General features: G+C 52.0%; 22 protein-coding genes. 9 read left to right on the plus strand and 13 right to left on the minus strand.

Features of this window, described 5'->3' with window-relative positions; all coding sequences use genetic code 11:
* Window positions 1-37 precede the first annotated feature (37 nt).
* Together JOE21_RS05585 and JOE21_RS05590 are read right to left on the minus strand one after the other, a co-directional pair.
* Window positions 38-541, minus strand: a complete 504-nt coding sequence (locus tag JOE21_RS05585; protein ID WP_309863428.1) for a GNAT family N-acetyltransferase — start codon at window positions 539-541, stop codon at window positions 38-40.
* Between the two features lie 180 nt (window positions 542-721).
* A complete protein-coding gene (locus JOE21_RS05590) occupies window positions 722-2,842 on the minus strand; it encodes a S8 family serine peptidase (protein ID WP_309863430.1) in 2,121 nt (706 codons plus the stop codon).
* Between the two features lie 250 nt (window positions 2,843-3,092).
* Here JOE21_RS05590 and JOE21_RS05595 point away from each other — a divergent pair, with 250 nt between their 5' ends.
* Window positions 3,093-4,289, plus strand: coding sequence for an aminotransferase class I/II-fold pyridoxal phosphate-dependent enzyme (locus JOE21_RS05595; RefSeq protein ID WP_309863433.1), 1,197 nt, complete (start codon window positions 3,093-3,095; stop codon window positions 4,287-4,289).
* A 78-nt stretch (window positions 4,290-4,367) separates the two neighbouring features.
* Here the strand turns inward: JOE21_RS05595 and JOE21_RS05600 are convergent, their stop codons facing one another.
* A complete protein-coding gene (locus tag JOE21_RS05600; RefSeq protein WP_309863435.1) occupies window positions 4,368-4,907 on the minus strand; it encodes a manganese efflux pump MntP in 540 nt (179 codons plus the stop codon).
* Between the two features lie 161 nt (window positions 4,908-5,068).
* Here JOE21_RS05600 and JOE21_RS05605 point away from each other — a divergent pair, with 161 nt between their 5' ends.
* Window positions 5,069-5,878: an alpha/beta fold hydrolase gene (locus JOE21_RS05605; protein WP_309863436.1), complete on the plus strand. Its 810-nt coding sequence runs from the start codon at window positions 5,069-5,071 to the stop codon at window positions 5,876-5,878.
* Between the two features lie 229 nt (window positions 5,879-6,107).
* Here the strand turns inward: JOE21_RS05605 and JOE21_RS05610 are convergent, their stop codons facing one another.
* The 3 genes from JOE21_RS05610 to JOE21_RS05620 form a co-directional block, all read right to left on the minus strand.
* Complete coding sequence (locus tag JOE21_RS05610; protein WP_309863438.1) at window positions 6,108-6,560, minus strand: PTS sugar transporter subunit IIA; 453 nt, start codon at window positions 6,558-6,560, stop codon at window positions 6,108-6,110.
* Window positions 6,561-6,701: 141 nt separating this feature from the next.
* The gene (locus JOE21_RS05615) at window positions 6,702-8,627 is read right to left on the minus strand and encodes a BglG family transcription antiterminator (protein ID WP_309863441.1); all 1,926 of its coding nucleotides are present in this window, start codon (window positions 8,625-8,627) and stop codon (window positions 6,702-6,704) included.
* A 167-nt stretch (window positions 8,628-8,794) separates the two neighbouring features.
* Window positions 8,795-11,206 carry a M14 family metallopeptidase gene (locus JOE21_RS05620; protein ID WP_309863444.1) on the minus strand — a complete coding sequence of 804 codons (2,412 nt, stop codon included), beginning with the start codon at window positions 11,204-11,206 and terminating at the stop codon, window positions 8,795-8,797.
* Between the two features lie 222 nt (window positions 11,207-11,428).
* On the opposite strand from JOE21_RS05620, the gene JOE21_RS05625 reads away from it, so the two are divergent.
* On the plus strand, window positions 11,429-12,301 hold the full coding sequence (locus JOE21_RS05625; RefSeq protein ID WP_309863447.1) for an ion transporter: 873 nt from the start codon (window positions 11,429-11,431) through the stop codon (window positions 12,299-12,301).
* An 84-nt stretch (window positions 12,302-12,385) separates the two neighbouring features.
* Here the strand turns inward: JOE21_RS05625 and JOE21_RS05630 are convergent, their stop codons facing one another.
* Window positions 12,386-12,586: a hypothetical protein gene (locus JOE21_RS05630; protein ID WP_309863449.1), complete on the minus strand. Its 201-nt coding sequence runs from the start codon at window positions 12,584-12,586 to the stop codon at window positions 12,386-12,388.
* 462 nt (window positions 12,587-13,048) lie between these two features.
* Complete coding sequence (locus JOE21_RS05635) at window positions 13,049-14,251, minus strand: M20 metallopeptidase family protein (RefSeq protein ID WP_309863452.1); 1,203 nt, start codon at window positions 14,249-14,251, stop codon at window positions 13,049-13,051.
* 415 nt (window positions 14,252-14,666) lie between these two features.
* Between JOE21_RS05635 and ectA the strand changes: the two genes are divergently transcribed.
* From ectA to thpD, 4 genes are all read left to right on the plus strand, one after another.
* Window positions 14,667-15,185, plus strand: coding sequence for a diaminobutyrate acetyltransferase (ectA, locus tag JOE21_RS05640; protein ID WP_309863454.1), 519 nt, complete (start codon window positions 14,667-14,669; stop codon window positions 15,183-15,185).
* 4 nt (window positions 15,186-15,189) lie between these two features.
* Entirely contained in the window at window positions 15,190-16,482 is a 1,293-nt protein-coding gene (gene ectB / locus JOE21_RS05645; RefSeq protein WP_374709319.1) for a diaminobutyrate--2-oxoglutarate transaminase, read from the plus strand.
* 53 nt (window positions 16,483-16,535) lie between these two features.
* The gene (locus JOE21_RS05650; protein WP_309863456.1) at window positions 16,536-16,919 is read left to right on the plus strand and encodes an ectoine synthase; all 384 of its coding nucleotides are present in this window, start codon (window positions 16,536-16,538) and stop codon (window positions 16,917-16,919) included.
* A 131-nt stretch (window positions 16,920-17,050) separates the two neighbouring features.
* A complete protein-coding gene (thpD, locus tag JOE21_RS05655; RefSeq protein ID WP_374709320.1) occupies window positions 17,051-17,977 on the plus strand; it encodes an ectoine hydroxylase in 927 nt (308 codons plus the stop codon).
* A gap of 86 nt (window positions 17,978-18,063) precedes the next feature.
* Here the strand turns inward: thpD and JOE21_RS05660 are convergent, their stop codons facing one another.
* From JOE21_RS05660 to JOE21_RS05670, 3 genes are all read right to left on the minus strand, one after another.
* A complete protein-coding gene (locus tag JOE21_RS05660) occupies window positions 18,064-19,314 on the minus strand; it encodes an MFS transporter (RefSeq protein ID WP_309863458.1) in 1,251 nt (416 codons plus the stop codon).
* Window positions 19,315-19,699: 385 nt separating this feature from the next.
* Window positions 19,700-20,146 carry a hypothetical protein gene (locus tag JOE21_RS05665; protein WP_309863460.1) on the minus strand — a complete coding sequence of 149 codons (447 nt, stop codon included), beginning with the start codon at window positions 20,144-20,146 and terminating at the stop codon, window positions 19,700-19,702.
* A gap of 440 nt (window positions 20,147-20,586) precedes the next feature.
* Window positions 20,587-20,988 carry a hypothetical protein gene (locus tag JOE21_RS05670; protein WP_309863463.1) on the minus strand — a complete coding sequence of 134 codons (402 nt, stop codon included), beginning with the start codon at window positions 20,986-20,988 and terminating at the stop codon, window positions 20,587-20,589.
* Window positions 20,989-21,482: 494 nt separating this feature from the next.
* Between JOE21_RS05670 and JOE21_RS05675 the strand changes: the two genes are divergently transcribed.
* Window positions 21,483-21,725, plus strand: a complete 243-nt coding sequence (locus tag JOE21_RS05675; RefSeq protein ID WP_309863465.1) for a hypothetical protein — start codon at window positions 21,483-21,485, stop codon at window positions 21,723-21,725.
* A gap of 13 nt (window positions 21,726-21,738) precedes the next feature.
* Here JOE21_RS05675 and JOE21_RS05680 read toward each other — a convergent pair whose 3' ends face one another.
* Entirely contained in the window at window positions 21,739-22,227 is a 489-nt protein-coding gene (locus JOE21_RS05680; RefSeq protein WP_309863468.1) for a hypothetical protein, read from the minus strand.
* Between the two features lie 98 nt (window positions 22,228-22,325).
* Between JOE21_RS05680 and pdxR the strand changes: the two genes are divergently transcribed.
* A complete protein-coding gene (gene pdxR / locus JOE21_RS05685; RefSeq protein ID WP_309863471.1) occupies window positions 22,326-23,693 on the plus strand; it encodes a MocR-like pyridoxine biosynthesis transcription factor PdxR in 1,368 nt (455 codons plus the stop codon).
* 64 nt (window positions 23,694-23,757) lie between these two features.
* Here the strand turns inward: pdxR and JOE21_RS05690 are convergent, their stop codons facing one another.
* Window positions 23,758-25,239 carry a glycoside hydrolase family 32 protein gene (locus tag JOE21_RS05690; protein WP_309863473.1) on the minus strand — a complete coding sequence of 494 codons (1,482 nt, stop codon included), beginning with the start codon at window positions 25,237-25,239 and terminating at the stop codon, window positions 23,758-23,760.
* Window positions 25,240-25,256: the final 17 nt, after the last annotated feature.

Consider the following 25,256-nt stretch of genomic DNA (forward strand, 5'->3'; position numbering starts at 1 on the left):
CGTCCAGCAAAAAGACCCCAGGCATTTGCCCGGGGTCTTATCCAATCCGTCGAAATCCCAACCTCTCATTTACCATTCGCATGGCCACATTCTTTTCATGGATCCGGGTAACCAATCGAGCCATACCGCGATTACGGCAATCGGCAATCGCCCAGGATTTCAATGCCGTCGCGATTCCTTGTCTTCGATGGGAAGGACGAACCGTCGTCAGTCCACATACCCCTTCTTCCTCTTGTACCTGGACACTGCTGAGGGCGATCCAATCCTCTCCGTCGGCGGCCAGGTACTGGGTTTGGGCATGGTTGAAATAGGAAGTTTCATAGATTCGATCCAAAAACGTATCATAGGTTTCAAATGTGCCGTCATGACCGGGGGTGTGCAGTACGCCTTCTCTGACCAGTTCATATAGCTGTAGAGGAGTATCCGGTTCCTGGATCACATCCGCTAATCGAAACATCCGTAAATGAGGATAACGGCGATTGCGGCCAGCCCAATCATCCGGCACCTGTGACAAGTTCAGTTCATACCGCCACTCACTCACAAAAGCCCCCTCCGATCAAAGTGCGTAACCCCCTGATTCCATCTGCTCCGAATTTCACGTCTGTTCTCCTCTCTTCCATAAAGAACCCCCCTTTAAAGCAGTTTGAAGGGATATTTCCCCTTCGTCTCCTTTGCAAGGGGGCATCGATTAATGAAACTAGTTATTCATATCATTTTAAACCTATTTCACCCGGTAATGGTACGGGATTCGAATCTGCTGGCCATCATCGGTCCCGATGCGGATGTAGCCTTGATAATCCTTTCCGGATCCTTTGCCGTTTCCGCTTGCCGTTACTGTGAAAGTGCCGGATTCCCCACGCTCCAAATGTATGGAAGAGACATTGACATCCACATGGGACCGATCGTCCGTATGGAATCGAAATATCCGCTGCTGATCGGACGTGTTCGTCAAGGTTACTTTCCATGTCGCTTCCCTGTTTTTACCCCGATTCGGAACCAGGCCGAAGCTGAGACTGGCCGGAGCAGCCATTGCCGGCGTATTCAAGGCGTCGGCGACCTGGATGATCCCGCCGCCGACTTCCAGAGGCAGGTTGGCGCTCCGCGGGTTTTTACCGGTCCCGATCAGTGCCGCCTTGATGTCCTGCGGCGTCCATTCCGGACGCGCCTGTTTTAACAGAGCCGCCGCTCCCGCTACATGGGGAGTAGCCATGGAGGTTCCGTTATAGGAAGCGAGACCGCCTCCCGGCACACTGGAGTAGACGTTGACACCCACCGCCGCCACATCGGGTTTCAACGTATGGTTTACCGTCGGACCGCGGGAGGAGAAACCAGCAATCAGGCTGTGGTTTTCCGACGAATACTCCCGCACCGGAGCGGGTTCCAGCACGGCAGATGCGGACTGCCCTTGCTGAATCCACTCTCCGTCCTCCATCGATACCATCACCATCGGGATCGTAACGGATTCCTCCACAAACATCGCGGTGGGATCTCCTGCCCCGTTATTGATCAGAATCACGCCGACAGCCCCCCGGCTCTGTGCAGCAGCCGCTTTTTGGGTAAAGGTGCAGTCACCGCGCTTGATTACAGCGATCTTACCGCTCAAATCAGCGGAGATGCCGCTGCACGCTTTTCCATCGCCATCCGTAACAACCTGGAGCGCCCCTTCTGTCTTCTCCGTAAGCTGTCCACCCGGGGAGGAACTTCCTGTCAACAACGAACGCTCCTCTCCGTCCACCGTAACCTGGATCGACGTGCCGAAGAAGTGACTGTTGGAGACCGCCCCCACAGTGATCACCTTATCCGCCGTACCGGGAGAGCCGATGGTCATCTGTCCGGGACCTTCGTTGCCGGCGGCAACCGCCACCGTCATTCCCGCTTCCGTCGCTGCGTTGACCACTTCATCCAACAAATCCTTACCCATATGGGCCGTTCCACCTAGACTCATATTGGCCACATCCATCCCATCCCGCACGGCCTCCTCCACCGCTTTAGCGATGAAGATGCTCTTGGCACTGCAATCTTCACACGGAAAGACGTTATAATTCCCTACATACGCTTTGGGCGCCACACCGGAGAGAGGAGTTTCGGCCATTCCGGAGGGATCTTTGTACCCCTTGATCCCTGCAATCGTCCCTGCTACGTGAGTGCCATGTCCGTCTAAATCTTCGGGGGTAGCCGCAGGATTCTGGTGAAAGGTTTTAGCCACAATCACTTTATTACTGGTAAAACGGGTATCCCCCCGCGGGAAGCCTTCCGGCATTTCCAGACTTTCATCGGTCAGAAACGGGTGACTGTGGTCGATTCCGCTGTCGATCACCGCCACCTTGGTTCCCGCACCGTCATAGCCCATATTCCACAACGGCCGGTTATTGATGATTTCGTGACTGGCGTTCATCTCCGGGAAATAATCGATACTTTTAACGACCTTTTTCACCCCCGGCCCCTGACGGAGTACTTCAGGGCTGACACCCTCAGCCTTCACCGCCAGGCCGTTGAAAGTTAGGGAATATTCGGTGACGACTTCCGCTTTGGAAGCCCGCTGTTTCAGCCAGTTTTTGTAATCCTTCCTCTTTCCCTCCAAATAGTTTTGGTAGAAACGAACGTTGGATGATTGAACATCCAACTGATCGCCGCCCGCCGCTTTGGTCCGGGCGTATCCCCTTACTCCGCCTGTATACGATGCAACCGGTTCATCCTCCAACTGAACAAAGTAATACGTCTCTTCCGAAGCAGACCTTACCGAGGCATCGTCCGGATTGTACCAGGCGTTTACCGGCATGGTAAGTCCCGTAACAGTGACAGCCACTAACATTACAATCAGCAGGCTTCTCCATCTTTTCATCATATGATTCCCCCAGAGATGTATGGAACTTTAATGAAATATCAGACAATAATTAATACGATGAATAGAAAAGAATCTCCTGCTCTATATGACACTTTTCTCTCACGGTTTTTTAACGCTCCTCAGCGCGTCGACCAGGCTCGAAATCAGGTAGTGAACCCAAGTATACTTTCCTTTATTGGACGCCCCCTGCCCAGTCGTGATAAGGTAAAAAAACAACCATATCCCCCACGGACGGGAGGGCATCGGCATGAACATTGAAGCATCCCAACACATCCAACGCCTTAAACGCGGCGTGTTCCACGAGCTTATGGACCGAAAGCGCCAATTAGCATCGCAAGGGCGTTCCTTGATCGACCTGAGTGTCGGCAGTCCGGACCAGCCGCCACCGGAATTTGTGAAGGAGACGATCCGGCACCATGCCGCCCGCGATGACGCCTATGGGTACACGATGGGTGCGCTCCCATCCTTCAATCACGCATTGGCCACCTTTTATCGCAAACGATACGGGGTTTCCCTGGACCCCGACGCGGAGTTTCTCCAGCTGATCGGTTCCCAGGACGGGTTGGCCCACCTGGCCACGGCCCTGATCAATCCGGGTGACACCGTATTGGTGCCGGACCCCGGATATCCCATCTTTGAAGTGGGCGTCCACATTGCCGGCGGAGAACCCTATCCCCTGCCCCTGCGGGCGGAAAACGGATTTCTCCCCCGGTTGGAAGAAATCCCGACAGAGGTGGCTGACCGCGCCAAGATGATGGTGCTTAATTATCCCGCCAATCCCGTCACAGCCACCGCGGATCGAATGTTTTTGGAGGAAGCGGTCCGCTTCGCCCGTCACCATGAGATTTTGTTGGTTCAGGATTTCACCTATTCCGAGCTGGTTTTCGACGGGAAGGACTCGGTCAGCCTCTTGTCCATCCCCGGAGCCAAAGAGGTGGCTGTCGAATTTAATTCCCTTTCCAAAACCTTTAACATGGCGGGGTGCCGTATCGGTTATATGGCCGGCAACGCCCAAGTACTCCGCATCATGGCGACCATGATGTCCCATACGCAATACGGTATTTTCCTCCCCATCCAGAAGGCCGTGGAGGCCGTCCTCGCCCGTGGGGAATCCTTCATCGCCGAACAGCGGAAACGCTACCAACACCGCCGCGACGCACTGGTGGAAGCCTTAGCCGATGCGGGATGGAACATGTCCAAGCCTCCTGCGACCATGTACGTGTGGGCACCGATTCCACCAGGCTGGTCCTCCGTCGACTTCACTTTTCTCCTGATGGAGCAGACCGGTGTGATCGTCACGCCCGGAAGTGCATTTGGACGGGAAGGCGAAGGATATGTGCGCATCACCCTCGTTCAACCGGAAGACACCTTACGGGAAGCGGCAAGCCGCATTGACACCTTTCTAAAAACCGAACAGCCCACCTCGGGATCTTCGGTAAAATAAAGAGAGGAGAACCACCCCTCACACAAACAAGCCGGATTTCTCCGGCTTGTTTGTGTGAAAAGGATGATTCCACGTCTCTTAAAAAATCTGGAACACCCCGATCAAAATAAGTAACAGTCCACCTGCCTGAAAAACCCAGGGGTGACCCACCATTAAACCGATGTGCTTGCCGAGAAAGGCGCCCAGCCACAGCATCAGATTGCTCATCAGCCCGATGCACACACCGAATACGACGGGGTGATAGCCCAGCAACCCGCCAGTAAGCCCCATCGCAAGATTGTTGACGGACAAACCAAAGGCGAGAAACCACCATTCTCTGTCTAACTGGATATAAATCCGGGTCGCCCGTACCCGGGAAGTCATCCATGAATAAGCCCCGATCGCGATCAGAATCCCGCCGGCAACCCAATCGCTAATATAGAGGGGAAGCCATTGCTGAATCCAGGTTCCTCCTGCAACCGCCAAACCGGCAACTGCTCCCCCGACCACTCCGATCACCCATATGGCGGGGCGGGGGATGGAACGTTTCCTTAATCCATAGGCCACCCCCACCCCCAACGTGTCGACATGGGCAGCGAACACAATCAGCATAAATGTAAGGATGAACGCAACTTCCACGACTCTCCATCCTCTCTCTCTCCTATAGTTCATCCTATGTTTCCTATACGAGAAGAGTTCATAGAATGGGGAATCGCCGTAACGAAATATTCGTCCCTGCCCGCATGCTCCCTGCACCCTTCCGGTCATACTGATACCGAATCCAATGGGGAGGGGAGACCATGCGTTTTTTTATATACAGGGGCGGGCGCATCGCATATCGGTTGACAGGTGAGGGACCTCCCTTGCTTTTGTTGCACGGGATGGGAGCCAATCATCGATTGTTCGAGCCGCAAATACCCGAATTTTCTTCCCGTTTCCACCTGATTTTGCCCGATATGCGCGGACACGGCCGGTCTTCTCCCTTGCCCATCGACTTTACCTATGAACTGTTAGCAGAGGACATGAAAGCCCTGCTGGATCATTTGGAGATTCCGACTTGTGATATCCTGGGCATTTCCATGGGAGCGATTGTCGCTCAGGCTTTGGCACTCGCACATGGAGACAGGATTCGTCGACTGGTGTTGGCCGACGGATACTGCCAGCCTCCCTCCCGGTTTGCCGGCTTTTGTTACAACTTCTCTACGCTGGTTTTCCGCATTCTTCCCATTCGGTGGATCAAACAGTTGCTCACGATCCCCTTTCGTGGCAGCCGGCCGGGATATGCCCGCACCCGCCACCTTCTCCAACGATGTCTTACGGATGACCGTGCGGCTCTGCTGCGTTTGAAGGAAAAACCACCCCCGGACTTTACTCGTCTACTCCATCGGATCCAATCCCCCACTCTGGTTATGGCAGGGGATCGCTTGAAGTGGGAACTTCAATCTTCCCGCATTATCGCGCAAAACCTGCCGGATGCCCGCTTCGCCGTTTTTCATGGAGGATGTGATCCGCTGAATGCGATGCGAACCGCTCCTTTCAATACGTTGGTGACCGCTTTCTTAGACGAAAAACCACTCCCCTCCCTCCCGGGGGTCACCTTCCTCCACTGAAGTGAAAAATCCATCCTAGCCTAGGGCGTGTCTGATCAATCCGTGGCGGGATCCCGGGTCAGTATGGCTGTCTTCGTTTCGTTGCAAAAAGCGCAAAGGCTCTCCGCCAGCCACACCGACCCTCTCTTGTTCTTGCGAAAAATTGAATTACCAGACAGACCCTAGTGTAGAAGTCGCACGAAAAAAAGAATCGACATCGGTCGATTCTTGGATTTCCAGATGGATCCTTTTACATTTCTTCCACCAAACGTCGGAGTGTCCCGCGATCTTCCGCTTCCCGAAGAGAACGACGAAAGTTTTCATCCATCAGTTTTCGTGACAGGGCTTGCAGGATCTTCAAGTGTTCGTCCCCTGCTTGTTCCTTGGGTACAGCGATCATAAAAACCAGATGGGCCGGTTCCCCATCAATACTGTCCCAATCCACCCCCGCTTTTTTCCGGCCGAAGGCGACCCGGGCTTCATGGACACCAGACGACTTCCCGTGGGGAATCGCAATTCCAAAGCCGATACCGGTGCTGCTATGTTCCTCCCGAGCATACAGATCGCGGCGAAACACTTCTCTGTCGGCAAGGGCACCCGATTCATCCAGTTTGTCGAGCAATTCGTTCATGACTTCATCACGAGTGGTTCCTTCCAACTCCAATACCATTAGATCTTCGGTTAGTAGGTCGGATAAGTTCATCGTTCGCATCCTTTCTTCCTGATCTCTATGTTTTATTCGACCAAACGAATGGAAACCGCTTGGGATATTATTTTTCCACACCGTCCAAGTGGCACGACCTATCTGAGATCCATCATTGCCGCCACCCTCTCCCCCCAACTTTCACCTCCCCGTTAGAATGGATATTACCTCGGAACTTATCTGTACTTCCCGCAGCTTCAGCAACCGGAGAGAATCCTCTACCAGCTCGGATACTTCCCGAAAGAGAGCACGGATATCCTCGGAACGATCCCCTGATGAAGCCAGTAATAGCACCAGCCAGACCGGTTCCCCTTCCCAATCTACCGGATGCGGCAATACAGCCAACGCCAAGGAATCCCGGTTCACCCACTCAGGGGCGCCATGGGGAATGGCCACTCCTTGTCCAATCGCAGTAGACGCCAGCTTCTCCCGCCTCAGGGCGGACCCGCTGAAATCAGGTTCCACCGCGCCTGACGCCGACAGTAGATGAACCAACTGTTGAATTACCGACTCCCGGTCCTCACCAGTGATTCCCACCATCATATGTTCCGGTTGCAACAACCGGGACAAGACCGGATAGGGGTCCCTGTCCACCTCCCGGAATAGTATCCGTCGAATGTTCTCTTCTTCATTGCGGCTCAGTAAGGGAGTCACCGGTATGACCGGAACTTTCTCCGCTTCCAGAGGGATCATGCTTAAAATCCCATCGGGGCGGTAACGCCGGATCGCCTCCGGCACATCGGACCGGGCGACGGTGGCTGCCACCACCAGATCGGGAAACAACCGCCGAATTCGGGCCCGCAACAGTTCTGACGTTCCGGTGCCTGTACTGCAAACGATGATGATACGGATCGGTTCCGTTTCCGCAGCAGCGGATCGTTCCAAAGAAGCTTGAAAATGAAGGGCCAGATATCCTACTTCATCCTCGTGAAACGCCACATTCCAACCTTCTTGTAAATGGGGCAGGTGATGGAGCAATCCATCAAACAAATAACCCGTTTGCCCCTTAATTTCCGGCAACAGGGGATTGGTCAGCCGCAATCCATGCCGCAGGCGGTTAAGTGCCGAGTGAAGGTGAAGAGAAACACCGTCCAACAGCGCTTGATCGCTTTCAAATGGGAATCCCATCCAACCGGACATCCGTTGAATGAGAATATGGGACAACCGGACCGCTTCTGGATCCACCCGTTCCACCGATTGTTCCACTTCTCCGTCCGTTCCACGCTTTTGTTGGATTTTGGCACCCAGCACATGCATCGTCAGATAACCGATCTCTTCCGGAGGAATCCGCACCGCCAATGGGGTTTCCAGCTGGTTCGCCAACCACTCCGCTTGTCGGTATTCCTCTTTTTCCCGCAGTTGGGACCACTCCCGGGGCTCCATGACGATCCGGTTCCCCGTTTTGATTCTCCGGATTGCGATTGCCAGATGCATGACTAAGTTGGTGAAGCCTTCTTCGGTAAAGGAAAAAGGAAGCCGCTTCTCCAGACGATGAACGGCATCACGGATCACAGGCAACGATTGTTCCCATCCCGCTTTTTCGTCCGCCCGCAACATCCGAAGCTTTTCTTGCACCTCGGACAGGGCAAGCCTCCATGCTTTCTCATTTCCGATGATACGGTTGCCCCAGTTGGGTTTGCGGACCAGACGCAACTTTCGTTTACGAAGCCACTCCTCCGCTTGATCCAGATCAGCGTACAAGACCGCGGGGCTAACAAACAACCGCTCCGCCAATTTCCTCGTTGTAAGCGGCCCCGACGCTTCCAGCAAAGCGGACAACAAGGGGTACAACCGCTCCCCGCGTTCGTTCGTCCGTATGATCGGAACGGGAGGCAATGCCCGTCGCAGACAGTCCCGATCCCTCTCACCGCCGCTGAGGAATACCCCCACACCGGGTTTTCTCTCCAAGGTGACGAATGCTTGCTTCTCCACCCAACCCTTCACTTCCCGCAGATCATTTCGGACGGTCCGTTCGGAACAACCCAGTCGTTCCGCCAGTTGTTGAACAGAAAGCGGGCGTTCCTCGTTTAGAAGGTGATGAATCAGATGGATCTGTCGAGTGTTCATGAAATCACCACGTTTTCATACGGGAGAAGGCGCTTTCTCCCTTTGATCATACACCCTTTATGACAGTCAGTCTGTTATTGTTGTTGCCGGATCATCCGGCAATCTGACAAAAATGGAATGGATGAAAAAAAGCGGTCCCGGCGGGACCACCTTTATCCTATTTCAGTTTACCGAATCGTAAACGTCGCTCGGCGATAGTTGTGCTTCTTTCCGTTGGGATTATAGTTTCTCTCAATATTTCCCGCCGCGTCTACTGCAAACCACTTCAACTCCGTCGTCCGGTTGAATGTGAGGGTTTCACCCCCTTCACGAACCCCGGAAGATTGGTATCGGGGCGAATCGAACGTGGGACGGCTGCCGTCTGTGGTGTAGAAGATCGTCGCCGGTTCATTCACTTGAAACTGCACCTCAACGCTCTTCTTATACCGGCCCGGCTTGGGAGTGACGTGAGAGCGGGGCGGTTTTTTATCTTTATTGAAGTCCAACGCCACCCGCATCATCTCGATCAAACCATTGGAAAACTCCATTGCTTCCGCATGCCCTTCCTCAAAGGCAGGCTGGAATCCGACGGGTTCCCATCGTTTCATCTCGGGGTTCCAGCGGTCCGCACCCACCTCGAAGTTCCAGGCGAATATATCGTTTTGATACCATAAGTGATCGGCGGAGTTTCCGGCAGCAGAATAGAGAACATCAGCCACCGGCCCTGTGCGGCCCGGCTGAATCACCGTTCCCCGGTGTTCTTGGATCGCCGACAGGATCCGTTCCGACGACCCCCAAAAGAAGGCTTCCTCACCCAGGGTGGGACGGGGCAGGGTTTCACGCCCGTTCGCCTTATATGCACCGGGGGACCACATAAAGTACCCGCCATAACTGTGGATGTTCATCGCAAACGTAATGTTGGGATTTTGATTGGCCAGCTCAATCACGTTGCGGCTTTCGTGCTCGGACAGTTCCGACCGACCGGAGTATACATCGCTCAAACAGTTGCTGGACCCGCCCGTATACCCGTCAAACAAGGACCCTTCCGCATAGTTGCGGTTGATGTCAATTCCCCAACGGTTGCGGTAGCCGGGATCGGCGCTCCCCTCATCGCAGTCGTTTCTCATGTTTTTCCGCTGCATATTATAATCGTAAAAACTATAATGCGCCCCGTCAGGATTGACGGTGGGAATGATAAAAATGTCGAGATTGTCCACCAGCCTGCGGGTCTCCTTGTCATGGGCATAGTTGCGCAGCAACCGCTCAATGGTTTCCACCGATACCAACGGTGTCACCCACTCGCGGGCGTGCTCCTGTGAATAAGCCAACACACCCAGCCGTGAACCATCCCGGTGTTTCCCAATCCGCACCGCCTTCACCGTAAACGGCTCCCTGGAGACGGAATCCGGTGCGTTCAGATGGTTGTCCAACTGCGTTAAGCCTTGGGGTTGTACCACTCCCGCTCCAGGATTACCCCGATACAGATGGGCCTTTATAACATCACCGGCATCCCGGTTCAGCGCTTCCACCAGCTGCGCAGCCGTCGTTACCGGTACGCCGGAAGCATCCGTCGCCAGTTCTACGGTGATCCGCCGCTTCGCCACATCCATGGACAATTCCTGATTGGGTTTACCGGGATCTTTCACCTCAATCGCCCAATCATTGCCCCCTTCATGCCCCCATACCTTGGAGGTGACCACCACTGCCGATTCCGCCCGGCTGCCCACGATTACTTGGGATTTGCGCCGATACCCTTCGGTCTGGTTGGGTAACTCTACAATCTCAGCGATTTCTGGAAATTCCGCTACTACGGCTTCCAGCCGCTGGTCAATCTCTGTCGGAGTCATATAATGACTGATAAAATCTTTTACATAGTGCGGGTTTTCCGGATTGGGTTTCTTTCCTCCCAGCCATTGGCTGACTGATCCGGTCACTTCACCGCCCTCATTGCTGCTTACCTTTACCCGGGTCGGCACGTTTTCAACGGGAACCAACATCCGATGATACAAGTATTGTCCGGCATCGACAAACCGTTGCATCGTGGCCGTACCGCCAGCATCGATTGTTGTGCCTTCGCCGGCGTTCCATTGGGCGGTCAAGGCCACATCCGGCCGGATACCCGCATCGGTTTTAGCCTCCAAGGAAAGAAACGTGCCCGTATCATTTTGGAACCATTCCGCCCTCAGGATGGTGACCTGATCCACTGCCATCACGGAGACGCGCTGTTCCCGGACCACCGTCTCCTTTCGTTCCTCCAACCGCTCCTCCCAATCCTTTCGGGTGAACAACGTTTCAATCACTTCCACCTCAGGCCGGGCCGCCAACTCCTCCAATTCCGAAGGAGTGACAACCGCATCCAGTTGAATCCCGCCGGATGTTTCTTGCAGATATTCCGCCAGATCCACCCCATCCCGAAGCAGTCCGTTCATTGCCTCGCGATCCGGCACTTCAATCCGAACCACCGACGCCTCCTCCGGTTCTCCCAATCCGGAATCTGCATCCATCCCGTCCCCCATCGAAGGCGGGATCGCCAGACCCGCCACCATCACCATCAACAGAACAAAACCGATCCACCGGGCTGTCCCCCGCGGAAACCGCATATCGCGGCACCTCCCCTTTTCCGTTTAAACCCCCATTTATTTCGCTATACAAAACAAAATCCCTGCCACTATTTCGAATAAAAAAATAATTGTGTTTTGTAAATGGGTTCAGCCTATTTCCCCTTTGAAAACAAGAGGTTCTCAACGGAAGCAGATCGTTTACAATAGGAGAGGAATATTCCAGCGAACGAAACACTCGTAAAAGGAGGACTGGAAGCCAACTTGGAACCCCAACGAACATCGATATCATCCACCCCCACCCTCATCGACCGGATTGACCGGTTTGTTCATCATCCCCGGTTCACGGCGACAATCCTGGTGTTAATCCTGTTTAATGCGATCCTGCTCGGCCTGGAAACATACCCTTCCATCTATGAGCCGTACCAGAACCTGTTCCACGGGGCGGATCAGATTCTCCTGTGGCTGTTTACCCTGGAAGTGATTCTGAAAATCATCGCGGCCCGGCCGTGGTACCGCTTTTTCAAGGATGGGTGGAATGTATTTGATTTGCTTATCATCGCCAGTGGTCACCTGTTTGCGGACGTCCAGTTTGTCGTTGTGTTGCGTATTTTGCGAGTGTTGCGGGTGCTGCGGGCCATCTCGATCCTGCCTGCCCTGCGCCGCCTGGTGAAAACACTGCTGGCAACCATCCCTTCGCTCGGAAACATCGGGATCCTGCTCGGGATCATCTTTTACATTTTCTCCGTCATCGGTACGATGCTGTTTCGGGATGTAGCGCCAGAGTATTTTGGATCGATGCATCTGTCCATGCTCTCCCTGTTTCAGATCGTCACGCTGGAATCATGGGCGAGCGGCATCATGTGGCCGATTCAACAGGAAAAGCCGTGGGCTTGGATCTATTTTGTCAGTTTTGTTCTCGTCGGAACATTTGTCATCCTCAACCTGTTCATCGGGGTGATCGTCAACAAAGTGGATCAGGTGGCCGCCGAAGAGGAAGAGTTGGAGAAACTGCGGAAAGAGGCCGACCTTCAACGGGAAGTTCGTCACCTGCGGGATGAGATTCGTGAGCTGAAAACGATGATGGAACGCCCCCACTCCCCGCCTTCAGAAGAAGAGAAAGCGGACCGAGGATAACAACAAGCCCAGCAACCACCGTTGCTGGGCTTGTCTTATATGAACCCTTGAGAAAAAGGTTGTACACTATTCCTGTTACAGCCGTCACCCTTTAATGGGGTCGATCAGGGTTCGAGCCATCTTTTTTGCCGTATCCTTCACCGTTTCGCCCACCGTCTCTCCCTGACCCGCCTTTGCGGAAGGGTGGGCATCTACCTGCCCGTTTCCACTCATGAGATGCTGATGGGAGAAAAAGAGGAAGAGGGCGATTGCGAAGGACAACATTTTCAATTGAAAGGTAGACACGCCCCTCACCTCGCTCCAAAAAGTGTTGCTAATTTATTATTCGCAAGGGGGTGTTCGTTTGTGTCCATTTTCCGCAGAAACCATTTAAGTCGAATTATTCAAAAAATATAACAGGCAGTGATTGACCAATCGTACTACTCCCCCAGAGATATAGAAAGTGTTTATTTTTCCTAAGTGACTTCTGACTCCCTTCTTTATCCGCTTCCTTTTCTTTTGCGAATTCCATTATCTAATCCTCGTTTATTTTTATATTAACAAATTAGAGTAGGTCCTTCTCAAATCTATCCTTTACCCCAGGCCAATCATGATCAAGAATGCTGTATAGGTTCGCATTTCTGATATAACCATCATGGAGGATACGGTCTTGTCTCAAGACCCCCTCGTGAACTGCTCCGATTCGCAGAATCGCTCTATTCGACCTTTCATTTCGCACATCCGCTTTTAATTGGACCCGCACGAGATTCAGAACGACTCCCGCAAATAACGCCAAGCCGTCTCCGCCATGATAGCGGCGCCGACAGGCAGACAGCGTTCATCGATGTCGAATACCGGGGTGTGCAGTTCCCTGGAAACGCCATCGGGTAATCCGCATCCCAGAAAAAACATCGCTCCCGCCACTTTTTCCGTCATATAACTAAAATCTTCCCCGGCCATACCAAAGGGCCCCTTTACCACATGAAATTCGGGATAAATGGATCGGACCGCTTCCAGGATCCGCCGGTTCACGTTGGGATCATTGTACAGGACGGGCTCCCCCCGATCCACTTCAAAGGTAAAATCTCCCCCCATCTGGCGGGCGAGGCCGAAAGCCTGTTCCACCTCCCGGATCAACTGCTCCCTCACATCGGGGCGGTAACTACGGATCGTCCCTTGTAAAAAGACTTCCGACGGAATGACGTTGCTGGCTGTTCCCGCGTGAATCTGCCCCACACTGACTACCGCCGGCTCCAAGGGTGAAACCCGCCGGGATATGATCCCGTGCAACGCTTGCAGCACGGGCAGTAACAAGAACGTGGGGTCTGTACCCAGGTGGGGATAGGCCCCATGTCCCCCCGTTCCGTATAGAGTTCCCTCAAAGGTGTCGACACTGGCCATACTGTATCCGTCGTGAATTTGCAACGTGCCCACCGGCCATTCCGGAGCCATGTGCAGTGCCAGCGCCAGATCCACTCCTTCCAGCACCCCTGCTTCAATCATGTGAACGGCTCCTGTCTTGCCGTCTGTTCCCGTATATTCTTCGGCAGGCTGAAAAATAAAATGAACGTTGCCGGATCCTTTTCGTTCCTGGAATCGTTCCCCCAAAATCCGGGCCGCCCCCAACAAAATAGCGATATGCGCATCATGACCGCAGGCGTGCATCACGCCAGGAATTTGTGAACGGTAGCTGCGGTCGGTCACTTCCTGAATCGGTAAAGCGTCCATATCCGCTCGCAACGCAATCGTGGGACCGTCACCGCTTCCCAGCCGACCGACCACACCGGTCACTCCCACCTCCGTCTCCACCGCCATACCTGGGATGCGGGCCAACACATCCGCCACCAGCCGGGCCGTTTCAAATTCACGGAAACTGAGTTCAGGATTGGCATGAATTTGGCGGCGCCAAGCCACCAGCTGGGGCATGATCCCCATCGCATATTGCGCTGTTTCTCCCGTTCCTTTCAGCACTTTCTCCCCTCCCCTTTCCTCCCTCTCCTCCTGGGAACAGGATTTCTCTCCTTATTTCATTCTAACCGAACCCGTATGATTGCTTGCGCCATTGTGAAAAAAGCCGCTAACCCTCCCCCGTTCGGCATGAATTTATTCAACCGGGTCGAAAAGCGAACCATCTTTATGGATATGGCTGAATATCTCTCCTTCTTTTTCACTATCCTTGCTCAAGGCGATTTAAGCTTCAAAAAACGGGCAGAGTACTTTGGACGGCAGGAGTGATTGACGTTACGATATAAAGCGAGTTGAAGCTGTTAAATTTTTTGAATGGTGGTGATGCTCCATCCGTGGCTCTGCTAGTTCTGTCCAAGACCCCGTGGATCCTGCCAAGGATTCACAATCCTCCATTTCAGCCTCTACTGAAGATCCAGCCTTGTCGTCAGATGGGATCCGCTTCCGCGCTCCCCGCAAGGAAGACGGCCCCGAAGTCTGGCGGCTGATCAAAAAAGCAGGTACTTTGGATCTTAATTCACCATACAGCTACTTGATGTTGTGCGATATGTTTTCCGATACCTGTGCCATCGCGGAGGAAGATGAAACCGTTGTTGGTTTTGTCTCTGCTTTCCTATTGCCTGATTCACCGAACACGGTGTTTATCTGGCAGGTGGCCGTCGATCCGTCGCAACGCGGAAAAGGGTTGGGCAAACAGCTGTTGCGCGAAGTGTTGAACCGGAACGCTTGCAAGGGAGTCCGCTTCCTTGAAGCAACCGTTTCCCCTTCTAATCGCCCATCCCAATCGTTGTTTCGCAGTCTGGCACGGGAGCATCGGACTGCTTGCCGGACTCGGGAACGTTACAGCGAAGAGTTGTTTCCCAGCAGCGGTCATGAATCGGAATGGACCTTTCGCATCGGCCCCCTGAACAAAAAGGAATCGACCGAGGAGGTACAGTAAACTCTTGATACCCACTTCTGAAAAAACGGCACCGGACATGAGTGTTTTTGAAACGCTGGAGTCTGAGGTGCGTAGTTATTGTCGAAGCTTTCCGACCGTGTTCGAGAAAGCCCAAGGATATAAACTGTGGGACACCCAGGGACGCGAATATATCGACTTTTTCGCCGGTGCGGGTGCTCTCAACTATGGACACAACCACCCTGCCATGAAGAAAAAGCTGGTGGATTACCTGATGGGCAGCAACATCATCCACAGTCTGGATATGGCGACCAAGGCGAAGGAAGCGTTCTTGAAGCGCTTTAACGACATCATCCTGAAGCCGCGCCAGATGGAATATAAAGTGATGTTTCCCGGACCCACGGGTGCCAACACGGTGGAAAGCGCGTTGAAGCTGGCTCGGAAAGTAACCGGCCGGGAGACGGTGATCAGTTTCACTCACGCCTTTCACGGGATGACGCTGGGGGCTTTGTCCATCACCGGCAACTCCTTTAAACGCCATGGAGCCGGTGTGCCCTTGAACCACGCAGTGTCCATGCCTTACGAAAACTATCTCGGCGACGATATCGATTCGCTCACCCTGCTTGAGCGTTATTTGGAAGACAAAGGAAGTGGTGTTGCTCTTCCCGCCGCTATCATTCTGGAAACCGTCCAGGGTGAAGGGGGAATCAATGTCGCCAGCCCCGAATGGCTGAAGCAGGTGGAGAAGATTTGTCGCCGATGGGACATATTATTGATAGTGGACGATGTGCAGGCGGGTTGCGGACGGACCGGTCCCTTCTTCAGTTTTGAAAAGGCCGGGATTAAACCGGATATCGTCTGTCTGTCTAAATCGATCGGGGGATACGGACTGCCTATGGCTCTCACCCTCATCAAGCCCGAATTTGACGAGTGGGCACCGGGTGAACACAACGGCACCTTCCGTGGCCACAACTTGGCTTTCGTGGCGGCCACCGAATCTCTCTCCTTCTGGGAAACGGATGCGCTCACCAGAGAAACCTTGCGCAAAGGGGAAAAGACCAAACAATCCCTGCAGCAAATTGCCGACCAACACCCGGACTTGGATCCGGTCGTGCGCGGTCGCGGGCTGATGGTGGGAATCGCCTTCAACCAAACGGACTTTGCCGGCAAGGTGTGCAAGGAGGCATTCAGCCGCGGGCTGATTATGGAAACCTCCGGGCCGGAAGACGAAGTGGCCAAATTGCTCCCGCCGCTCACCATCGACGATGAGGGGCTGGATCGCGGCTTGGCTATTCTGGAAGAAAGTATCGCCGTCGTCAAAGCATCCCTGGAACAGTAAACGAGATTTTCAACACACTTGTATTCATCGAATGGAAAGGAACGGTCGATAACATGATTGTACGCTACCTGGATGAAATCGTGGGCACCGACGGCGAAGTATCGGGGGAAACCTGGATCAGCCGCCGGCTCCTTTTGAAAAAAGACGGTTGCGGCTTCTCCCTGCATGACACCATCATCAAGGCCGGAACCGTGACGAATATGTGGTACAAAAACCACATCGAAGCGGTCTACTGCATCGAGGGGGAGGGGGAAGTGGAAACCGTGGACGACGGCAAGGTTTACCCCCTCAAAGCGGGCTCCCTCTACACCCTCGACGGCCATGAAAAACACCAGCTTCGAGCCAAGACCCAAATGCGGATGATCTGTGTGTTTAATCCTCCCGTAAGCGGGAATGAAACCCATGACAAGGACGGGGCTTACCCCCTCGTCGACTAAGAAAACCCCCGATGGGGGTTTTCCCCTTTGGTTACTTCATCCTATGAGTCCATTCGAGCCGTTGTTATCGCCTCCCTGGTTCCAGCCGGGAGAAGGAGACGAATCCGAAATCTACATTGGAGGAATGCTGAATGCAGATGAACGATTGGTATCCTTCCCGAGTCGATCACCAGCCTCGGATCCTCAAACGGAAAGACCCCGTCCTTCACGGCGATGAACAGTCGCGAAACAAGGGGCCCTTCACCCCGGAACAGTTGGACTTCTTTGATAAAAACGGATTTCTTCTCCTGGAGAACTTCTTCTCCGCCGAAGAAGTGGAAGGAATGAAGAAAGATCTGGATCGATTGTGGAAGGAAAACCGGTTCAACGACTCGCCCGAGATCATACGGGAGCCGGACAGCGAAGCGATTCGCTCCATCTTCGATGCACACCGGAAAAACGAGCGCTTCAACCGTCTCGTCCGCGATTCCCGCATCACCGACCGGATCGCCCAGCTCCTCGGAAGCGATGTCTATGTGCACCAGTTTCGCATCAACTACAAGCCGGGATTTACGGGCAAGGAGTTCCAATGGCACTCGGATTTTGAGACATGGCACGTGGAAGACGGCATGCCCCGGATGCGGGCGGTCAGCTGTTCCATCCTGTTGACGGACAACCATTCCTACAACGGTCCGTTGATGCTGATTCCCGGTTCCCACCGCCACTTTGTCTCCTGTATCGGGGAAACTCCCGATAACCATTTTAAACATTCCCTCCGAAAGCAGGAGGTGGGCGTCCCGGACCCCGACAGCCTCACCTGGCTATACAAACGGGGGGGAATCTACACCGCCACCGGCTCAGCGGGATCCCTGTTGCTCTTTGAATGCAACACCATGCACGGTTCCGCCGGCAACATCTCCCCGCTGCCGCGCAGCAACGTGTTCTTTGTGTTCAACAGCGTGGAAAACGCCTTGGAAAAGCCCTTCTCCGGACAATCCCCCCGACCGGACTTTCCTGGCCAACCGCACGCCGCAAACCCCCGTGCTGGCCAAGACAAGCTGATAAGAACGAAGGTATGAAAGGAGCCCTCGTTTCCGAGGGCTCCTTTTTTGTGTTTGCATCGGACACTTAAGCCGGAGTGGGCTATTAACGTTGACATATCATCTTATTGAAAAGCAGCAAATGGATGCCTGCGTAAAAACAGAAACATCAGAAACACCATGCTCATCGAAGTAACAAACAACAACTTAATCGGCAGGAATTCGGCCCAGATTCCAGATAAGAACAGTCCAAGCGGTAAAGCAAGCTTCATCAGCATAGAAGAGGTACCCGCCACCCGCCCAAGCAGATGATTGGGGGTTAATTCCTGCCTGATCGTAAAATACACAATATTAGACATCGTAATCGAAAAAACGCGAATCAACAACGAAATCCCGACCATCCACCACGTTTGCGACAAAACTAAAACCACATAACTAATCCCCTCTAAAAATAGACACCACACATAAATTTGACCCCTGCCGTATCTTTTCCGTAATACGGGAATACACAATGATCCTAATAAGCCGCCTACCGCACCCATGCTATACATGAGCCCGATTTGTTTCTCTGAAGCATGCAGCCAATCAGCGGCGTAAAAGATTAATACACCGATGACTAAGCTGGAAGCCAAGTTAATAAACAGAACCACAATCGTTGGAGTCAGAAGCATTTTATTCACCCAGAGCGCATCGATTCCTTCTTTCATTTCCATCCATAAGGACGTTTGTCCCTGTTTGGATCGTGTATCCGGAGCTGGAATATGGGTAAGCTGAACAAAGAGAAAAACCAAGCACAAGCAAACCAAAAAGACGGTAAAACTAACCTGATAAGAGTAGATGGCAATCAAGAAGCCCGCGATGCCGGGCCCGATCATATTAATCAAAGTATCCACAAAGGATAACTTTGCATTTGCTGCGGTTAATTGCTGCTTACTGATGATCTGAGGCAGCACGGAATGATGTGAGTTACCGAAAGTATAACCTGCAGCAGATAGGATAAACCCTAAGATATATAAATGCCAGAGTTCAATATGCTCCACATAGAGAAGATAAATAATGCCTCCCAACGTGATGATCCTTACCAGTGTGGTCATGGACATCACCCATTTCCGATGGTACCGATCCACAATCACACCAGCAATCATCCCAATAAAAATGTTGGGAAAGAAATCAATCGCTCTCATCGTACTCATCGCCAGTGCCGATTGCGTCATATCATAGATGAGAAGTGGAAGAGCAATTAAATAAATTTGAAACCCGAAGTTGGAAAGGATCGATCCCGTCCATAAAAATAAAAAGTCTCGATTATGCCAAAGCGACCGCGGTCTTGACTGAACACTGGGTTGAAGTTGAACGTTCGTTTGACTGGCCCCCAATTGGTTTGCCCCCTCCTTACCAGACAATCAATTCTGTTTTTTCACCCTTTGTTAGTTCATCTAGAAAAAAGGTGTGAAATAAGTGTAAAGTGATGATGATTATCTCACCTTTAATGAACATTTTATAATGAAATGATTTAAACACTACCTTATCACTTTATGAATCGTTTGAAAAGAGGGAATGGAATCAGAGAGAAACACAACTCTATCAGGTTCAAACCAAAATGCTAGAGTTACAAACCATACTCTGCTACACGAGGCGTCATACCAAAGTGGATGTTGACCGTTTTAAAGAAATCTGTCATACCATACTGTCAAAAGTACAACTGTAGTTTCATCCGGATAAGCAACTTAAATATCTAATTGAAATTAGAAAAGAGATTGACTACAAAACACACCCTCTCTTTCTTTTTCGGTAATACTCATCTGCCATCCAAAAAACAATCGCGATCATAAGGTACATAAAAGCTTGAATCGATACCATTCTATATCCAGCTTCAGTATATCCCACTCCAGAATCCAGCATGATGGCAAACATCAAGGCAATCATAAATCCAGCATGAATCAAAAAGGCAATAAACCGTCTAAAGGGAGGGTTATTTCTAGTCACCCAATCGGATAAAAGAGAGACTGGTATGCCAATTCCCAATATGACTAATGCGCTGATAATGGCAGCGTATATCCAGAACCAAAGGAGATCATCTGGAGTGAGACTGTACGGTTCAAGGTGGAGAATTTCGTAAACGGTGTATAACCCACTATAGATGGCGAAAAACCCCCATGCGACAAACGTAGAAAAAAGTTTGCGCCTTATTATTTCCTTCACGTTCATTACTCCCCTCTTGAATAAAGAAAAGATCGATTTTGATTTCATTTTATAACATTAAAGTATTTATTTGTATTTAATCTGATAAGGAGTGATCCCCCATGCTGTGGCTTTCCATTGACCGTGACTTGGACATCCCTCTCACCCGGTAGGTTAACCAGATCCGGGAGCGAATCCTGGCGGGTGTGCTGCGGGAGGGGGTCGTCTTCCTTCACCTGGTCATTGAGTGGGGCATCTCGCGCAATGTAGTCGTGGAAGCGCCTATGGCTAGTTATTGGTATGAATATATACGGGGCTGCCATGACCGCGCTCCATCTCATGAATTTTATATGGGGACATCCAGGTGACACGATTTGGACTATTCATACACATAAACACGAAGGGTTTCATTATCTAATACCAGGCCAACAACATTGTTTTTCCTATCAATAAACGTAGTGGTGCGCTTATTGCGCACCAACCCATTTTTTTCGATAATATTCGTCTGCTGCCCAAAAAACAATAGCAATCATTAGGAACATAAACGCTTGCACCGATACGATTCTATATCCAGCAGCAGTATAAGGCATTAGGGCAATCATAAATCCAGCATGAATCATAAAAGCGATGATCCGTCTAAAAGGTAGATTCTTTCTAGTAACCCAATCGGATAAAAGAGAAACAGGTACGCCAACTCCTAATATAACTATTGCACTGACTATAGATATCATTACCCAAACCCAAAGTAGATCATCTGGAGTAAGAGTAGTATACGGACCATCATAAACAATATATAAACCACTGTAAATTGCGTAGAATCCCCATGCGACAAAAGCAGAAAAAAACTTCCTCTTCATCGTTTCTTTCAAAATACCTTCACTTCCTTTCTGCCCCTATCTAGGAAACCTGTGCATGTATAATCCCTCTTCCCGAGGAATTTGTTATGAAGATATGCGGACTTATCTGCAGACTTATTTAGCGCAACGGGTTTCGGAAATCGCCTTTGGCCATTATACTGATTGGATATATGGTTGGCCGAAATTATTGTTTCCGCTCGCCTATCCGTTTGGACAGGGATCATAAGTTTACTCATGTTTCCATTTTCATTCCGAAAGCGAGAACCCCTAATATATTGAAGACTACATCCAATTAGTACTGAACTTGCGAGACCTTAGAAAGCCATCCTACATACAGAATGACTCCCTGTGGTTGGGTCAATCCAAACGATAGTGCCAAAAAAGGGGCTTTTTTGTCTTCCTGCACGCTTGGGTTACCCTCACTCTTTGGTTAAAATAAGGGTTGCGGCCCATTTACACACTCCCTGCATAGGATTCCTGATTGACGAAAAGGAGAATAACGACAGATGAAGCTAGGAAAATGGACGATCTATTCCCTTGTCATTCTCATCTTGAACTTTATCCATATCAACTTTATCCGCTTTGATGGTGAAATCTTCGTTCTAATCAGTTCCGTTGCCTATCCTGTTGGAATGGGATTGGGTATAAAGGCGGTTATGGAGAAGAAGAAATACGGATGGATAGGGATTATAGGAAATATGCTTTTTCTCCTGCCGATTCTTCCTCTCATCTTGTTTCGTTATGGTTAATTCGTCGATACAATTAAGAGGCTCTCTTTTTTTTTCGATAATATTCATCTGCCATCCAAAAAACAATCGCGATCATAAGGTATATAAAAGCTGGAACCGATTTTATTTCATATCTAGCTTCAGCATATCCCACTCCAGCATCAAGCATGATGGCAAACATGAAGGCAATAAATCCAGCATGAATCAGAAAAGCGATAAACGGTCGATAGGGAGGATTATTTCTAGTCACCCAATCGGATAAAAGAGAGACTGGCATGCCAATCCCCAGTATGACTAATGCGCTGATAATGGAAGCGTATATCCAGAACCACAGGAGATAATCTGGAGTGGGACTGTACGGACCGAGGTGAAGAATTTCGTAAGCCGTATATAACCCGCTAAAGATGGAGAAAAACCCCGTGAGGTGGAGAATTTCGTAAACCATGTATAACCCACTGTAGATAGCGAAAAACCCCCATGCGACAAACGCAGAAAAAAGCTTGCGCCTCATTGTTTCCTTCACGTCATTACTCCCTTCTAAAGAAGATAAGATCGATTTCGATTTCATTTTATAATATTCTAGTATGTATTTATATTTAACCTGATAAGGAGTGATCCCCTATGCTGTGGCTTCCCATCGACCGTGACTTGGACATCCCTCTCACCCGGCAGGTTTACGACCAGATCCGGGAGCGAATCCTGGCGGGTGTGCTGCGGGAGGGGGATCGTCTTCCTTCCACCCGGTTATTGGCAACGGAGTGGGGCATCTCGCGCAATGTAATCGTGGAAGCCTACGAGTGGCTGGAGGCGGAGGGATACATATACGGCCGTACGGGAGCGGGGACGTTTGTGGCGGCGGGAGCGTATCTGGGGCATGGTCTCCAACGGGAAAAAACGACTGTACCACCGGCTGCGGTCGAAGCGGATGAAATTGATTTCCGTCCAGGGATCCCCGATCTCGGGCGGTTTCCGCGCAAAGTATGGACGCGACTACAGCGGGAAGCGATTGCAGACGCTCCGTCCGCGTTATTCGGTTATCATCCTTCGGAAGGAATTCGTGAATTGAGGGAAGCCTTATGTAATTACCTGAATCGAACACGCGGGATCATCTGTCCACCCGATCAAATTCTGATCACATCAGGCGCAGCCCAGGCGTTTCATCTGCTGGCACTTCTGTGGCGGTCAGAGGGAACGGCAGTCGGGTTGGAGGAGCCGGGAAATTCGGAAATCCACGCCATCTTCTCCTCCCAGGGGGTAAATGTCCATCCCCTGACCGTGGATCGGGACGGGCTGTTGACGGATCATCTGGAGCAAGAAAACTCCGCACGTCTGATCGTCACCACACCTTCCCATCAATACCCTCTGGGTGGAACCTTACCCATCCAGCGTCGGATCCAACTGGTCCAACATGCCCGGAAGCGGAACGCAATCCTCGTGGAAGACGATTATGACAGTGAATTCCGGTACGACATCCGTCCGCTTCACTCCCTGTATGAACTGGCACCGGAACGAACCGTTCACATCGGTTCGTTCAGCAAAGTCCTCTCCCCCGCCCTCAGATTAGGCTATATGCTGCTCCCCCCAGACTGGGTGAAGTCCGTGCAACGATTCAAGCGGCTGGTCGACCTTCATACCTCCGCTTTGGAGCAACGGGTGTTGGCCGCTTTTATCCGGGACGGCCATCTGGAAAGGCACATTCGCAACAGCCGCAAAGCCTATGCCCGCAAACACCGGATTCTGCTTCAGGCATTGGCCTCTTCCTTTCCCACGGCGGACATTTTCGGAGGCTCCGCCGGCCTTCACATCGCGGTTCGTTTTCCCGTAACCGTCACGTTTCCGGAACCGTCCCTTCGGCGACACCGGGTTCGGATGTACCCCCTGCCCGGAGATGATAACATCTGGATTCTCGGATTTGGGAACGTAGCGGAACAGGATATTGCCATCGGTATCGACCGGCTGGCACAAGCCGCTTCACCCACCTCCCGTTGAAACAGTGACATGTTGTAATCATCCTATATAGTTGGAGCCATCCTGCATGCAGGATGGCTCCCGATCAATCCAGCTGATATGGCCATAAAACGGCTTCCATCTCGGTTTTGCCTTGTTCGGAGAAAAACCGAATTCCGCCACTGGTTTTGGAGGGGAAAATCCGTGAGGTGAAAACGGCTTCTCCGTCATTGACAAACAACTCGATGGAGGATACGTCCATAAAGATGCGTAAGCAAATCTCATCGGCATCCAGGAAGCGGGCGCGCGAGGTTCCGTAATCCACCGCAACCGGAGCGCCGGATGAGGACCGGTCGAGGATCACCTTCTTTTGCTCCTTGTCGTAGCGGATCACCGTTTTTTCCTCGTCCCCCACCCGAAGTTCCACTCCAAACGCGGAGGCGTCTTCCGGCGTAAAACGGCACTCCAGTTCATACGTGGTTCCCAGAAAGCCTTCATACGCCTTGGTTTCGGAGCTTATGGCATCGGTGATGGTAAGCGACTCGCCCCGGAGGGAATCCAACTCCCGGACCGGCTGCTGCAAGAGCTGATCCCCTTTGCGGATCACTTCACGGGGAAGCGTCAGGCAGTGGGCCCAGCCGTAAGCATCGGTTGGATAGGCGAGATCCGGCAACCCCATCCACCCCACCAGGATGCGCCGTCCATCCGGACTTTCCGTCGTCTGCGGGGCGTAGAAGTCAAATCCGTTATCCCATTCCCGGAAGGGGCCATGGTGGATTCGGGGACGATGGAAGTCCAGGGGCTCACCGAGGAGATAGCCGGATTGATAGATGTTTTGGTAGGAATCCCCCTGCGGGGTCAATCCCTGAGGAGAGAACATTAACACACCCCGACGATCCGCCTCAAAGTAGTCCGGGCACTCCCACATATAGCCGAAATGCGGCAAAGCCGTTTCGAGTTCGCCCACCCACTCCCACTCCCGCAAGTCAGGAGAGCGGTAAAGGAGAATGCATCCCGTCTCATCCTTCTTTCTTTGCGCACCGATCACCGCAAAAAAGTGCTCGCCTTCTTTCCACACCTTGGGATCCCGGAAATGGGAGGTATACCCCTCGGGAGGAGCGGCAATCACCGGCTTCTCCCATTTCTCGATCCGTCCGTCCGGATGCATCACCGCCATACACTGGTATGGATGGCGCACCCAGTCGGCATCATGGGTGTTTCCAGTATAAAAAAGATACAGTTTTCCCTCGTGGACGATCCCGCTTCCGGAATAAGCCCCGTGGCTTTCAAAAAACTCCGTGGGCTCAATCCCCACCCCGACGTTGTGCCACCGCACCAGATCCGTTGATGCGGTGTGATACCAATGCTTCATCCCGTGTACCGGACCAAAAGGAAACCACTGATAAAACAGATGGTATTTTCCCTGATAGTAGGCAAAGCCGTTGGGATCGTTCAACAAACCGGTGGATGGCTGGATATGATAAGCCTGCCGCCAAGGCGACCCCTCCACCTGCTTTTGCAGGGCATCCAACTCTCCCGGATGCGCCTCCTGTATCCGCCGATATAACTCTTCTCTTGACCATTCCATCCTCGGTTCACCATCCT

This window comes from Desmospora profundinema, assembly GCF_031454155.1.
In the GTDB taxonomy this organism is placed as follows: domain Bacteria; phylum Bacillota; class Bacilli; order Thermoactinomycetales; family DSM-45169; genus Desmospora; species Desmospora profundinema.

What these genes read in the sequence shown, in the direction of transcription:
- JOE21_RS05620 (WP_309863444.1), bottom strand. Translation starts at nt 11,206, where the DNA reads ATGCGGTTTCCGCGGGGGACAGCCCGGTGGATCGGTTTTGTTCTGTTG.
- thpD (WP_374709320.1), top strand. Translation starts at nt 17,051, where the DNA reads ATGCAGATGAACGATTGGTATCCTTCCCGAGTCGATCACCAGCCTCGG.
- JOE21_RS05605 (WP_309863436.1), top strand. Translation starts at nt 5,069, where the DNA reads ATGCGTTTTTTTATATACAGGGGCGGGCGCATCGCATATCGGTTGACA.
- JOE21_RS05650 (WP_309863456.1), top strand. Translation starts at nt 16,536, where the DNA reads ATGATTGTACGCTACCTGGATGAAATCGTGGGCACCGACGGCGAAGTA.
- JOE21_RS05595 (WP_309863433.1), top strand. Translation starts at nt 3,093, where the DNA reads ATGAACATTGAAGCATCCCAACACATCCAACGCCTTAAACGCGGCGTG.
- JOE21_RS05690 (WP_309863473.1), bottom strand. Translation starts at nt 25,239, where the DNA reads ATGGAATGGTCAAGAGAAGAGTTATATCGGCGGATACAGGAGGCGCAT.
- pdxR (WP_309863471.1), top strand. Translation starts at nt 22,326, where the DNA reads ATGCTGTGGCTTCCCATCGACCGTGACTTGGACATCCCTCTCACCCGG.
- JOE21_RS05675 (WP_309863465.1), top strand. Translation starts at nt 21,483, where the DNA reads ATGAAGCTAGGAAAATGGACGATCTATTCCCTTGTCATTCTCATCTTG.
- JOE21_RS05665 (WP_309863460.1), bottom strand. Translation starts at nt 20,146, where the DNA reads ATGAACGTGAAGGAAATAATAAGGCGCAAACTTTTTTCTACGTTTGTC.
- JOE21_RS05590 (WP_309863430.1), bottom strand. Translation starts at nt 2,842, where the DNA reads ATGAAAAGATGGAGAAGCCTGCTGATTGTAATGTTAGTGGCTGTCACT.
- JOE21_RS05610 (WP_309863438.1), bottom strand. Translation starts at nt 6,560, where the DNA reads ATGAACTTATCCGACCTACTAACCGAAGATCTAATGGTATTGGAGTTG.
- JOE21_RS05615 (WP_309863441.1), bottom strand. Translation starts at nt 8,627, where the DNA reads ATGAACACTCGACAGATCCATCTGATTCATCACCTTCTAAACGAGGAA.